This window comes from Thermococcus coalescens (assembly GCF_055392585.1).
The window spans coordinates 1,942,999-1,955,051 of record NZ_AP043764.1; the positions used below are offsets into that span (position 1 = coordinate 1,942,999).

At 54.4% G+C, this 12,053-nt stretch carries 13 protein-coding genes and 1 tRNA gene; 4 read left to right on the forward strand and 10 right to left on the reverse strand.

Annotation, left to right across the window (positions count from 1 at the left end):
• The first annotated feature begins 34 nt into the window (after nt 1-34).
• A tRNA-Arg gene (locus tag ACZ5M3_RS10835) sits at nt 35-110 on the forward strand.
• 790 nt (nt 111-900) lie between these two features.
• Here ACZ5M3_RS10835 and ACZ5M3_RS10840 read toward each other — a convergent pair.
• The 9 genes from ACZ5M3_RS10840 to ACZ5M3_RS10880 all read right to left on the reverse strand — a co-directional run bounded on the left by ACZ5M3_RS10840 (nt 901) and on the right by ACZ5M3_RS10880 (nt 6,729).
• Nucleotides 901-1,188, reverse strand: a complete 288-nt coding sequence (locus ACZ5M3_RS10840; RefSeq protein WP_464839565.1) for a hypothetical protein — start codon at nt 1,186-1,188, stop codon at nt 901-903.
• Between the two features lie 107 nt (nt 1,189-1,295).
• Nucleotides 1,296-1,613, reverse strand: a complete 318-nt coding sequence (rpl12p, locus tag ACZ5M3_RS10845) for a 50S ribosomal protein P1 (protein WP_297089884.1) — start codon at nt 1,611-1,613, stop codon at nt 1,296-1,298.
• A gap of 78 nt (nt 1,614-1,691) precedes the next feature.
• Nucleotides 1,692-2,711, reverse strand: coding sequence for a 50S ribosomal protein L10 (locus tag ACZ5M3_RS10850; RefSeq protein ID WP_464839566.1), 1,020 nt, complete (start codon nt 2,709-2,711; stop codon nt 1,692-1,694).
• A 5-nt stretch (nt 2,712-2,716) separates the two neighbouring features.
• A complete protein-coding gene (locus ACZ5M3_RS10855; protein WP_464839567.1) occupies nt 2,717-3,367 on the reverse strand; it encodes a 50S ribosomal protein L1 in 651 nt (216 codons plus the stop codon).
• Between the two features lie 79 nt (nt 3,368-3,446).
• Nucleotides 3,447-3,938, reverse strand: coding sequence for a 50S ribosomal protein L11 (locus tag ACZ5M3_RS10860; protein ID WP_014788252.1), 492 nt, complete (start codon nt 3,936-3,938; stop codon nt 3,447-3,449).
• Nucleotides 3,939-3,964: 26 nt separating this feature from the next.
• Nucleotides 3,965-4,423, reverse strand: a complete 459-nt coding sequence (locus tag ACZ5M3_RS10865; RefSeq protein WP_088180034.1) for a transcription elongation factor Spt5 — start codon at nt 4,421-4,423, stop codon at nt 3,965-3,967.
• Between the two features lie 20 nt (nt 4,424-4,443).
• Complete coding sequence (locus tag ACZ5M3_RS10870; RefSeq protein WP_088180035.1) at nt 4,444-4,629, reverse strand: protein translocase SEC61 complex subunit gamma; 186 nt, start codon at nt 4,627-4,629, stop codon at nt 4,444-4,446.
• Nucleotides 4,630-4,667: 38 nt separating this feature from the next.
• Complete coding sequence (gene ftsZ / locus ACZ5M3_RS10875; RefSeq protein ID WP_055429021.1) at nt 4,668-5,789, reverse strand: cell division protein FtsZ; 1,122 nt, start codon at nt 5,787-5,789, stop codon at nt 4,668-4,670.
• Between the two features lie 121 nt (nt 5,790-5,910).
• Nucleotides 5,911-6,729, reverse strand: a complete 819-nt coding sequence (locus ACZ5M3_RS10880; RefSeq protein ID WP_464839568.1) for a D-aminoacyl-tRNA deacylase — start codon at nt 6,727-6,729, stop codon at nt 5,911-5,913.
• 224 nt (nt 6,730-6,953) lie between these two features.
• On the opposite strand from ACZ5M3_RS10880, the gene ACZ5M3_RS10885 reads away from it, so the two are divergent.
• The 3 genes from ACZ5M3_RS10885 to ACZ5M3_RS10895 are packed head-to-tail and all read left to right on the forward strand — an operon-like array spanning nt 6,954 to nt 10,766.
• Nucleotides 6,954-7,985 carry a TAXI family TRAP transporter solute-binding subunit gene (locus ACZ5M3_RS10885; protein ID WP_464839569.1) on the forward strand — a complete coding sequence of 344 codons (1,032 nt, stop codon included), beginning with the start codon at nt 6,954-6,956 and terminating at the stop codon, nt 7,983-7,985.
• A gap of 41 nt (nt 7,986-8,026) precedes the next feature.
• Nucleotides 8,027-8,449 carry a DUF1850 domain-containing protein gene (locus ACZ5M3_RS10890; RefSeq protein ID WP_464839570.1) on the forward strand — a complete coding sequence of 141 codons (423 nt, stop codon included), beginning with the start codon at nt 8,027-8,029 and terminating at the stop codon, nt 8,447-8,449.
• 1 nt (nt 8,450) lies between these two features.
• Entirely contained in the window at nt 8,451-10,766 is a 2,316-nt protein-coding gene (locus ACZ5M3_RS10895; RefSeq protein ID WP_464839571.1) for a TRAP transporter permease, read from the forward strand.
• A 57-nt stretch (nt 10,767-10,823) separates the two neighbouring features.
• Here the strand turns inward: ACZ5M3_RS10895 and ACZ5M3_RS10900 are convergent, their stop codons facing one another.
• Entirely contained in the window at nt 10,824-12,032 is a 1,209-nt protein-coding gene (locus ACZ5M3_RS10900; protein ID WP_464839572.1) for a hypothetical protein, read from the reverse strand.
• Nucleotides 12,033-12,053: the final 21 nt, after the last annotated feature.

The following is a 12,053-nucleotide window of genomic DNA, read 5'->3' on the forward strand; positions in this document are numbered from 1 at the left end:
AGCTTTATTTTGCCGCCCCTTAAAACACTTCCGAGGGCCCGTGGCCTAGGGGACATGGCGCCGGCCTTCGGAGCCGGTAGTCGCGGGTTCGAATCCCGCCGGGCCCGCCACAACGAAAGACAAGGGGGCTCCGCCCCCTTATCTCTCTGTACTCTCAAACCCCCGTAGTGGGGCTTCGCCCCACGGAAGGAAACTTTGCCTGTGCAAAGTTTCATCAAAGTTCGTACGTGCTTTTCAAGTGCTGTAACTCTGGGGGCTTTCACTTCTAAAAGGGCTTTCATGCAAGGGTTTGCTTTTAACAGCGCCCGGAGGGCGCGGGAAGATAAACCCGGCCAAATATTGGTCACTTCACCTAGGAAAGCCCACTAAAACTCCCCCACCACAAAGCACGTACGAACTGCTCCAAGACGATTAAATGGAGTCGGAACCATTTGGTCAAGCTTTGCGCAAGCAAAGGTTGCTGGGGGGCTAACGCCCCACACCCCCAGTAACTTCGCCTGCGCGACGTTGAAGCTCCGCTTCAACGCACGGGATGATAATCCCGTTGTGTTTGATCAAGGTTTGTAGCTCTTTCTTGAAGTGCAGGTTCTTCGAGGGTTTTCACTTGAAATCAATTGTTTTGAGTGGGAACTCCTTTGGGGTTCCTTGTGAGGGGTTTAACTTTAAAAAGACGCCCTCCGGGCGTCGGAGAGGGTAAACCCCATGATAAGCTCGGCATTTAGCTGTTCTCGTTGAAAGTGTTGTTCTTGAGAAGGGAAAACCAAATTCTTTCCAGACGAACCAACTTCAAGAGCTACGAACTTTCGGTGAAGCTTTTTCCAGAAGCCTGCTCGTGAAGTTTGACCAAGCTCGCACGTTGCTTTCGTTGAGGTTCTTATTCAGGGGATAAAAGAAAAGGATTCATTCCTGTGTCAAGCTCCTCATCAGCTCATCGAGGGCTTTGTAGGCTTCGCCGGTGGAGTATACCTTTTCCATGGTTTTCATGATCCTGTAGTGGGCATCAACGCGGTACGTACTGACGTTCTTTCTGACTCCGTACGGTCCCACGAGAACCTCGCTCACCATGCTTACCCACTCGGTGTAAATCGCCATAAGCTCTTCCAAAACCATGATCTTCGATGCCATTCCCATTTCTTTAAGGGCTTCATCTAGGGGTTTACCCCCGATCTTTTCAAGAACTATGGGCATGGAGACCACCGTAGAATTATGGGCCCCATGTTATTTAATGGTGGCGAATGACTGCAAAGAAAAGTTGTTGGGTGTCCGCCCGAAGGCGGACAAAAGGAAAAAGGATTTCAGCCGAAGAGGGCGCCGAGACCGGCGAGGGCCTCCTCTTCGCTGGCCTCCTCTTCCTCTTCCTCCTCTTCCTCCTGAGCCGCCTCGGCCGGGGCCTCGGCAGCAGGGGCAGCGGCAACTGCCACCGGAGCGGCAACCGGCATGGCGGCCTTCTCGATGACCTCGTCGATGTTGACGCCCTCAAGGGCGGCAACGAGGGCCTTTATCCTAGCCTCGTCCGGGCTAACTCCAGCAGCCTCAAGGACTGCCTTGAGGTTCTCCTCGGTTATCTCCTTACCAGCGGCGTGGAGCAGCAGAGCGGCATACACGTACTCCATTTTTCGCACCTCCAATCATCTTCATTTTTTCATTCATTTCACACGGACTCGTTCAGGGATACGAGGGAAATGGAAAGTTCAGCCGAAGAGCGCGCCCAGTCCAGCGAGCGCGTCCTCCTCGGAAGCTTCCTCTTCTTCCTCCTCTTCTTCCTCAGCCTCCTCGCCCTTCTCCTCCTGAGGCTGAGCGGCAACGGCTATTTGTGCCTGTTGGTTTAAAAGCTCTTTGGTCTTCTCGTCGAGCAGGTCCTCAGGCAGCTCCTGGGCTATGAGCAGGACTGCACGCAGGGCCCTGCCAAAGATGTCCTCGACCGTCTCTGGGGTAACGTAGCCGGCCTCGACTGCAACGTTCTTCGCACCGAGGAAGGCTTTCTGGATGATCGCCTCGATAGTCTGGCTGGTCGGGTAGGCGGTGTTGACCGACAGGTTGAACGCGTGCATATAGGCCTGCTGGAGCAGGTTGATGTACTCGCTCTCGTCGATCGCCAGAACCTCTGGGGTGTAAACAATCCCGTCCTCATAGGCTGCGAGCAGGTTGAGACCGACCTCAAGCGGCTCGATTCCAAGGGCGTTGAGGATCCTCGCGAGCTGGTCGGTTATGACTTCCCCAGCCTTAAGGACGGTGTAGTCTTTCTGAATGCTGACCTTACCCTTCTCGATTCTCGCGGGTATGCCAAGAGCCTGCATCTCACCGACGAGCGGACCCGGTGAGATTGAAGTCGGACCTGCTGGGATCACGACGTCCCTGGGAACTGCAACGCCTGGCTTTGCCGGAGCTGGAGTCTTGCTTTCCTCAAGGAGCTTGTAGAGCTTGAACGGGTTCATCTCGGTGGCGAGGATTCCTGCTCCACCCTGGATGTAGTCGATGAGTTTTTCGAGGTCCGGGTTGTTGAGCTCCTGGGCGGCCCTCTTTATGGCCAGTTCTATGAGGGTGTTTCTGCTGACCCTGAGGAGCGCCTTGCCCCTGAGCTTCTCACGCATCTTGCTGAGCGGGTAGGCCGGGACGTTGGCGACGTCAACGAGTGCTATCACTGGGTAGCTCTTGATGATGTTGGCGAGCTCTTCAACTTCCTTCTTCTTCCACTCGGCTACGTGGGCCATCTCCCTCACCTCTCCACCTTAACTGCCGGGCCCATGGTGGTCTTGACGTACACTGACTTCACTTGGTTCTCGCCGCGCTCCAGCTTGTTAATGATGGCGTTGAGAACCGCCTCGGCGTTTTCAGCCAGCTTCTCGTCGTCCATGTCCTCGGTTCCTATCCTGGCGTGAACGACAGGGTTGTTCTTAAGCTGTATCCTGACGGTTCTCTTGAGCCTGGCGACGATAGGCTCCAGGTTGGTCATAGTCGGCGGAACTACCTGCGGCATCTTGTTCCTCGGACCGAGGTACCTACCGAGGTACCTACCGATCTTCGGCATCAGCGGTGCGGCCGCTATGAAGAAGTCGTAGTTCTTGGCCAGCTTCCTTGCCTGCCTTGGGCTCTTGGCAAGTTCTTCAAGCTGCTCTCCACTAATCACATCAAGCCCGAGCTTTTTAGCCGCCTCGGCAACGGCACCATCAGCGATGACCGCGATCTTGGGCTCCTTCCCACGACCGTGGGGCAGCACAACCTCAAGCTTGAACCTGTTCTCCGGCTTGCGGAGGTCTATATCCTTGAGGTTGACTGCCATTTCGACGGTCTGTGTGAAGTTGCGCGGCTTAGCCCGGGCCTTCGCCTCCTTCACCGCTTCCACGAGTTTCTGCCTGTCAAAGGCCATTTACAGCCCTCCTTTCGTTTTTGATTTAAGCCACGAAAAGTCAAAAATGCGTAAAAAGAGGGATTTTTAAACTTTTCCCTCACTCCTCGGCGTTGGCGAAAATCTCGTCGTAAACGCCTTCGTCAATCTCCTTCTGGACTTCCCTGGGGTCCTTGCCCTCAACGGTTACGCCCATGCTGAGCGCGGTACCGATGACCTCCTTCGCTGCGGCCTTGAGGTCGGCTGCAAGCATCTGCTCCTGCTTGGCCTTAGCTATCCTGATGACCTGCTCCATGGTCAGGTTCCCGACCGGGCTGTGGCCAGGCTCGCTGGAGCCCTTGGGGGCGCCTATTTCCTTCTTGATGAGCTGGCTGACCGGGGGAACACCGACCTCTATTTCAAAGGTCTTCTTCTTGGGGTCGGTGACGATGATCTTGACGGGAACCTGCATCCCCTCGAAGTCCTTGGTGGCCTTGTTTATCTCGTCAACGACCTGCTTGACGTTGAGTCCAAGCGGACCGATAGCGGGACCGAGTGGGGGCCCAGGTGAAGCCTTTCCTCCCTCAACGAGCACCTCAACAATCTGCGGCATCTTTCTCACCTCTGTCCTTTGACCGTTCACTCCTTCTGGCGTTTGCTTATAAGTCTAACGTATTCGCCCCTCACCGTGACCGGAATCGGGACGATTGAACCGATGAGTTCAACGACTATCTCGTCCTTGGCTTCGTCAACCCTTACGACCTTTGCCTTCTCGCCCTTGAACGGTCCGGCAATGAGCTCGACTATGTCTCCGGGTTCGAAGCCGCTGACGGCCGGTTTCTCCTCAAGGAAGTGCTCTATCTCCTCGAACTTAACCTCGCCCGGAAGGGTGCCCTTTGCGTGCCTTATGCCCTTAATGGCCTCGTCAACGGCGCTCTTACTGGGCGCCTCGACGAAAATGTAACCCTTCACCTTTGACGGGGCGAGTATCGCATACACGGGCAGGTTGTAAGTTTTAATCTTGCTGTATATCAGTTTGGCCGTGGTCTCTTCCTGGCCGACGGTGACACGTACTGTAAATATCCTGCTGTCGCTCATCTCTATCACCCGTTGCTGGCTCAAGAGCCAGTGATGAGGTAGCCGAACAGGCGAATCACAAGGCCAATAAGGCCGATTAGTATCATTCCGATGCCGGTAATCTTTGCTGCCATCTTAAACTCCTTCATACCCGGCTTTCTAGTAACCATCAAAACCCTCCGCGACTCCGCGAAGAAGCTTTTAAGCTTTTCCGTGGTTGTTGCCACCCTCGTCACCTCACTAAATTTTGAAAACGAAAGGGTCGTCAAAGCTCCTCAAGGTCGAGCTTAATAACTTTTCTCTCCGACTCCTCTGGATAGTAGAGGGTCTCCTCCTCGGCGACGGCGTAGGGTGAGCTGACGCCGGTGACCACGATGAGTATTCTGATCATCTTGCCGAGTTCCTCGTCGAGCTGGATTCCCCAGATGACCTGTGCCTCAGGGTCGAGCTTGCTCGTAACGAGCTCGATTATCTGCTGGGCCTCCTCGAGCTTGACGTCGCTTCCGCTGATGCTTATCAGAGCACCCTTGGCGCCGCTTATGTCGACGTCGAGGAGCGGGCTGTTGAGGGCCTGCTGGGCTGCCTCCAGAGCGCGCTTCTCGCTGTCGCTCTCACCGATACCGATCATGGCAACGCCGCCATCCTTCATGACGGCACGGACGTCGTTGAAGTCGAGGTTGACGAGACCGGGCTTGGTGATGAGCTCGGTGATGCCCTTGACGGCCTGGACGAGTATCTCGTCGGCGACCTTGAAGGCCATGTGGATCGGCAGGTTCGGGGCAACTTCCATAAGCTTGTCGTTCGGGATAACTATGACGGTGTCGCTGTTCTTTCTGAGCTTTTCAAGACCGTACTCAGCGTTCTTTATGCGCCTTATGCCCTCGACGGTGAAGGGGAGGGTTACCACCGAGACGGTCAGGGCGCCCATCTTTTTGGCTATCTCTGCAACGACCGGAGCGGCACCGGTACCGGTACCTCCACCGAGACCGCAGGTGATGAAGACCATGTCGGCACCTTCGAGGGCATCGCGTATGTCCCTCTCGTTTTCCTTGGCGGCTTCCTCGCCCATCTTGGGATTGTTTCCGGCTCCAAGACCGCGGGTGAGCTCCTTACCGATGAGTATCTTCTTGTGAGCGCGAACCTTGAGGAGGTCCTGGGCATCAGTGTTGATGGCGATAACCTTCGCACCCTGTATACCAACCTGCATCATCCTGTTAATGGTGTTACAGCCAGCACCGCCGACACCGACGACATAAATCTTGGCCTGTATCTGCTCAAGAATCCTCTTAAGCTCTTCATCAATGTCGGTCTGGGGAACTTGGGCCTCCGGGGCCTTGTTAAGGTCGGCAGAGGTTCTTTCGATAGCGTCTTCAATCAGCTTCAGCATCTTTTCACCCTCCGGGCAATTTAACATCTGTTTCACTTTGTAGGCAGGTAGTATATAAATTTAGCTAAGGGCGAGTGCTGATTTTAAAATCCCGCTTAACATCTTTAAAGATTTCGATTATTTAGTCACGTATGAACTCCAAGCCCAGTTCTTCGGCGAGAGCCCTAGCCATCTGCCTGGTTTCGCCCTTGCTGCCCTTCCAATCAACGTATATTGCCTCCACTTTTTCTGCAGTTCTTTCAATAGCTTTAAGCACGAGTTCCTTCCTTAGCGGGTGGGCGTACTTCGCCGCTATATGGCCGAAGGCTATGTCTGTTTCAAGCGCCCTCTTAGTCTGCTTAGGTGCGTAGTGTCCGCCGCCTATTCCAACAGCAACCGGAAACTTGGCCTTTTTGTAGTTCTCAAGCACGTGGACTATCGTCTCGGCTATTATCTCACCCGCCCTGTCAACGACCCACTCATCCTCACTGGAGCCTATCTCGATGAAGAAGCTGGGAACGTCAAGCTCGCTCGGGCCATGGTGTGTAGCCTCGTAACAGACGGTCCAGCCAAGGTCGTTGAGCTCGTTCATCTTCGTGAGGGCAAGCTTCATGGCGCTTGGCTGGGCTATGGCGAGGCTCTCATCCTTTCCACCGTATACCCCTTTGCCCCAGTTCCCGGTCACGTGGACAGTGAGTGCCGGCAGTTTCTGCTTGCTTGAGTGCCTGGAGGCGAAGGCTATGATCTCGGGCACAAAGCCGAGCTGTTCCTCAATGGCCCTGTCAAGGCCGTCGTAGTAGATCATCTCGTCGTTGGTTGTCAGTATGAGTGTGTCCCCCTTTGCGTACACAGGATTCCCATCGAAGGACTTATCCGTCTCGGTGAAGCCAAAGTTATCGATCAGCTTGTTCATAATGTTCATCGATGCAAGGTCGATCTTGGTCGTCATTATCACTTTCATTTTGCAGCCCCCAATGGAGTACCCGTTCCGATTAAAAGGCTTTGCCCGGGTTCGATATTCTACCTTTGTATAGTTCACACCGATTGTTTTACGTTTCATCTTGGACATCTCACGAAAGATTTACGAAAAAGTAACACAAACTATATAACGCACAACGTACTCCAATATCCTAATATGGTCGTTAGACCATAATCGTACATTGTGGTTTGGAGGTGTGCAAGACTATGAAGAAATTTGTCTCTGTAGGGTTGGTTGCCCTTTTGCTTTTTGCAGTGGTGATTGCAGGCTGTATAAGCCCCGGCGGAGAAACCAGCACCACGACCGGAGCCACCGAGACGTATTCGGTTGAGATATACACCGGAGGAACCAGCGGTGTTTACTATCCGCTGGGTTCTGCCTACGCCAACATTCTCAACCAGTACAGTAAAGACGAAACCGGGATAAAGATTGAAGCTAGGGCCGTTACCAGCGGTGCCAGCGTTGCCAATGCCCAGGCTATCGGTGATGGAAGGGCCCAGGCTGCTATAATGCAGAACGATGTCGCCTATTACGCCTTCCACGGCACGACTCTTGAGGCGTTCCAGGGTAAGGCCGTCACCAAGCTTCGCGGTGTTGCGGCACTCTATCCCGAGACCATCCAGTTCGTCGTCAAGGCGGACAGCGACATAAAGAGCCTCGCCGACCTTAAGGGCAAGAAGGTTGCGGTTGGAGCGGCCGGAAGTGGTACCGCGGTGGCTGCCCAGCAGATACTCGAAGCGGCTGGAGTCTGGAACGACGTCGACAAGGTCTACCTCAAGTTCAGCGAGGCGGCTCAGCAGCTCAAGCTCGGCCAGATCGATGCTGCGGTTATAGTCTCGGGTGCCCCAACCCCCGCCATCGACCAGATAGCCGTTCAGACCCCGGTCAGGGTCCTCCCGATAGGAGGGGACATTCTCCAGAAGCTGAAGGACAAGGGATACATATTCTATGTCAGCCAGACCCTTCCGAAGGACACGTATAAGGGAATGACCGAAGACACCCCAACCCTCGCCGTCAAGGCCATCCTTGTCGTTAGCGCTGACGTTCCGGATGACGTTGTCTACGCGATGACCAGGCTTCTTTTCCTCCACGTTGACGAGCTCAGGCAGGTTCACGCCAAGGCGCAGTATATCAGCTTCGACACAGCCCTCGACGGTATGAGCATTCCTCTCCATCCGGGAGCCATCAAGTACTACGAAGAAAAGGGCAAAACTATCCCCAGTGAGTTAAAACCGTGAGGAGGGTCTCTTTGAGCCGAAAAGCTCTTTCTTTTTTTGTCATGTTCACTGCAATTCTCCTGCTCTTCCTTCCCGTTAAAGCCGTCGAGATAAGCGTTGATGGTGAGTCCCACATCTATCCCCTCGGTTCTACCATCGAGATATCTTATGTTCACAGCGTTGAGCGGAGCACCGTTATCGAGGTGCTCGTTGCCAACGATAGCGGATTTTATGCCATTGAGATGAAATGGAAGGACTTCGGTGCCGGCCTCCCGGAAGATATCCAGAACCTCACGGACGGGTTTTACGTCAAGAAAACAAACGACTACCTTGGGAGGACTTTCAGGTACTGGTTCATCCCCATCAACCATGCCAACGTTACCGTGGACGGCCGCCCCGTTCTGAAGGACTCAAGGTGTGAAACAATAGTTGATTTTCGTGTTAGGCGTGTTCCACTCATTGTGAAGCTGATAAGGAGGTGGTAAAGTGTCAGAGGAACCCAGCATTGATGTTGTTGCGGCTGAGGAGGTTGTAATAGAACGAACCCGAACTCTCCCCCCAAGGCTGGAACTGGTCGTGAAGGTAGCGGCCGTACTCATAGGTCTCTACGAGATCCTCTTTATATTCAACTTCAACTATACCCTCTACGACCTGTTCCAGCGCCTCGGCGTGGAGCTTGAATTCCTAAGGATAACCTTCCAGCCCAAGCAGGGAGAGGCCTTCGTCATGGCAATGCTCATGGTGATAACCTTCTTCCTCTACCCGATACGCAAGAAGGAGAAGTACTTCCGGAAGGTCTTTGCCTACGACTACGTAATGGGCGCCGTTGGGGTCGTCTCGATGTTCTATCTCTTCGCTGTTTACCAGCGCTACATCCTCATCTCGATGCTCAACCAGACCGACGTAATCTTCGGCCTGCTGGCCATAATAATGGTAATCGAAGCAACAAGACGCGTCCTCGGTTGGGTTCTGCCCATGATAGTCGTCCTTTTCCTGCTCTACGGAATCTACGCCATCAACTACGACTGGGTGCGCTTCGTCCAGCAGCTCTACTTTGACGAGGGAATCTTCGGCATCCCCTTCTTCGTTATGACAATCTATGTCTTCGCCTTCATATTCTTTGGGGCATTCCTGCTGAGGATAGGTGTCAGCGACTACATCACCGAGTTCATGATAAGCCTCTTCGGTAAGAGGCCTGGCGGCCCGGCGAAGTCGGCCGTAATCTCGAGCGCCCTCATGGGAACCGTCAGCGGCTCTAGCGTTGCCAACGTTCTAACGACCGGAACCTTCACGATACCCCTGATGAAAAAGGCCGGCTATCCCCCCGAGATAGCTGGAGCTGTCGAGCCCGTCGCATCAACCGGCGGCCAGCTGATGCCGCCGATAATGGGTGCCGCCGCATTCATTATGGCCGAGTTCCTCAATCTGCCGTATAACAAGATCATCATCGCGGCGGTTCTGCCGGCTCTGGTATACTACGGCGGAGTCTATCTCTTCATAGACCTCGAAACCAAGAGGCTGGGCCTTAAGGGTATGGCCGCTGAGGCGTTCAAGACGATGGCCTACTTCCTGCGCAAGCTCTACATTCTCCTGCCAATAGTCGTTATCACAGTTGCCCTCGTGTGGGGAATAGCGCCCCAGATAGCCGCTATATCATCGCTCGGAGTCGCAATATGGGTTGCGTGGATATCGAGGGACGAGATATATGGGAACGAGAAGCTCTACGTCGCCGTTGCACTGCTGGCAACGCTGCTGATGTTCTTGAGCAGGGAGATCGGAAAGCAGACTTCCGTGGTTCTCCTTGCCCTCTTCCTCCTGCTGGTGGCGTTGGGAGTCATGAAGAAGGGCGTCGCCTTCAACGAGAAGTTCTACATCAGTGCGATGTTCCTGCTCTTCATAGCCCTCACAAAGTACCTGCTCATGACTAAGGAGCAGATAGTTCTGATGACAGGCGTCTTTGGAATCATCTTCTCAATCATAGTGGGCTATCGTTCCGCCCTGGACAGCGGCAAGATGATGTACCATGCGACCTATGAAGCCATGATAGACGCGGGTAAGACCAGCGTCAGTGTCATGCTCGCGGCCGCCAGTGCGGGCCTCATACAGGGTGTTCTCACGATGACCGGTGAGCTTACCAACATCGGCTACCGCCTCATAAGCCTGACCCATGGAAACCTCTGGCTTCTCCTCGTACTGACGATGATATTCAGCCTCATACTTGGGATGGGCGTTCCCACGACGGCCAACTATATCATCACTTCGCTCGTCGCTGCCCCTGCAATATACATGCTGGTTAGGAACATCGAGCCATATAACCAGCCGGTTCCCGGCTACACAGTCCTCATAGCGCTGCTGGCCGCTCACTTCTTCGTTTTCTACTTCGGAATACTCGCCGACGTGACGCCGCCGGTGGCACTGGCCAGCTATGCCGGCTCTGCGATAGCAGGTGGAGACTTCTGGAAGACTGCAATGAACGCCGTTAAGTACGCGCTGGCGGGCTACATAGGGCCATACATATACTTCACCCACCCCGAAATGTTCCTCATAACGGTTTCAGAATGGACACCCATAGTGGCCCTTAGGGTGCTCTATTATCTGGTGGCAACGCTCTTCGTCATGTACCTGCTGGCGATAGCACTGACCGGCTTTTACAGCACCCACCTTAAGTCGTGGATGCGCGGAATAATCGGCATCCTCGGCCTGGCCGGTGTGACCCTGAACCCCATCGTCATAGGGGCAGGAGTCGTGGCGTGGCTCGGCCTGAAGTTCTATGGGGCAAGGTTCGAGAAGAGCGCCGCTTAGCCCCTTTCCACCTTTTCTCCTGAGGGTCTATCTGGAAAACGTGGAATATTGAAAATGTCAGTAGAGCATGACCTCGAAGCCCAGCTCGCTGAGCAGATCGGCCAGCTCCTCGCTGTCCACGTAGACCAGCAGGTGATGGTTTCCGAGCGTTCCGTCTATGAAGTCCATCGCGTCCTCTATGCGGAGCTTCATCTGGGTTCTGCATCTGAAATCGCTGTGTTCCTGGCCAATAACTTCGACGCCGGCAACAACGGCCTTCCTTCCGCGTATCTTCAGGAGGCTGGCTTTTCCTTTGGGCAGCTGGACGTCGACACCGACTCCCATACCGCTCTCAAAGTGCGATCTGACGACGTACCTCCCGATGAGCGGTGCGGTGCAGTGGGCGAGGATTATGTGGCTTTCCCCGTAGTCGGCTACGTTGCCCATAAATGCCGGCCTGTCGAAGAAGCGCCTCGCTATCATCATTCCAACGAGGGAGTTCAGCTCACCCTCGCAGGCTGCCGGAATTCCCTCCGCGTTGAACATGGCCAGCGCCAGGCAGGGCGTTGCCTTGAGCTTGCCTATCAGGTCGAAGCAGCCTATGGTGAAACCGTCCAGCCTGTAGTCCTCTAGAATCCTCTTTATCGCCACGTATATCCTTCCGGCCTTTACGAGATCTTCCCTCTTGGGCTCTTTTATCTCGATGGCCCTTCCGACGATTTCCTCTACGGCCTTCCATCCTTCCGCCTCGGTGGTGGCCTCGTAGTACTCATAGAACTTCTTGAGGCTTATTTTTGTGTATGGGAGTTCAAACTTCTCGTTGATGAGCCAGGGAGAGACCCTGCCTATTATCCCGATGCGCATGCGGAGGAACTTATCCAGAACGTCTCCCATGTCCTCGTAGCCCAGGAGCGCCGCCTTCAGCTCGTTGAAGTCCTTTACCAGGGTGGACGGTACGAGCCTGTCTCTGAAGTACTCCCTGAGTTCGATTCCGGCTGCGAGTGAGTTGTTGAAGGGGTCGCCGTAAATCACAGTGGGTCTTCTGTAAACCGCAAACTCCTTGAGAGGGCCCTCTGTGCCGCCGGTCAGGGGGTAGAGCACTATGGCGTCAACCTCGTTGAAGTTGACCTCCTCCTTGGCCTCCCTGAAATCCCTCCGTGTCGAGATGAAGAAACCCCCGACGACTTCAAACTCCTTCGCAAGACCCGTTATGAACTCCGAGGCTTTCTTCTCAAATGCCTTCGGGTTTGCCAGCTCGCTGACTCCAAAAACGACTCCAACCTTCATGCTTCCACCTAACCGTTTTAA

Excerpts from the sequence above, each read along its gene's own strand:
- ACZ5M3_RS10840 (WP_464839565.1), bottom strand. The coding sequence starts at position 1,188 with ATGCCCATAGTTCTTGAAAAGATCGGGGGTAAACCCCTAGATGAAGCC.
- rpl12p (WP_297089884.1), bottom strand. The coding sequence starts at position 1,613 with ATGGAGTACGTGTATGCCGCTCTGCTGCTCCACGCCGCTGGTAAGGAG.
- ACZ5M3_RS10850 (WP_464839566.1), bottom strand. The coding sequence starts at position 2,711 with ATGGCCCACGTAGCCGAGTGGAAGAAGAAGGAAGTTGAAGAGCTCGCC.
- ACZ5M3_RS10855 (WP_464839567.1), bottom strand. The coding sequence starts at position 3,367 with ATGGCCTTTGACAGGCAGAAACTCGTGGAAGCGGTGAAGGAGGCGAAG.
- ACZ5M3_RS10860 (WP_014788252.1), bottom strand. The coding sequence starts at position 3,938 with ATGCCGCAGATTGTTGAGGTGCTCGTTGAGGGAGGAAAGGCTTCACCT.
- ACZ5M3_RS10865 (WP_088180034.1), bottom strand. The coding sequence starts at position 4,423 with ATGAGCGACAGCAGGATATTTACAGTACGTGTCACCGTCGGCCAGGAA.
- ftsZ (WP_055429021.1), bottom strand. The coding sequence starts at position 5,789 with ATGCTGAAGCTGATTGAAGACGCTATCGAAAGAACCTCTGCCGACCTT.
- ACZ5M3_RS10880 (WP_464839568.1), bottom strand. The coding sequence starts at position 6,729 with ATGAAAGTGATAATGACGACCAAGATCGACCTTGCATCGATGAACATT.
- ACZ5M3_RS10885 (WP_464839569.1), top strand. The coding sequence starts at position 6,954 with ATGAAGAAATTTGTCTCTGTAGGGTTGGTTGCCCTTTTGCTTTTTGCA.
- ACZ5M3_RS10890 (WP_464839570.1), top strand. The coding sequence starts at position 8,027 with ATGTTCACTGCAATTCTCCTGCTCTTCCTTCCCGTTAAAGCCGTCGAG.
- ACZ5M3_RS10900 (WP_464839572.1), bottom strand. The coding sequence starts at position 12,032 with ATGAAGGTTGGAGTCGTTTTTGGAGTCAGCGAGCTGGCAAACCCGAAG.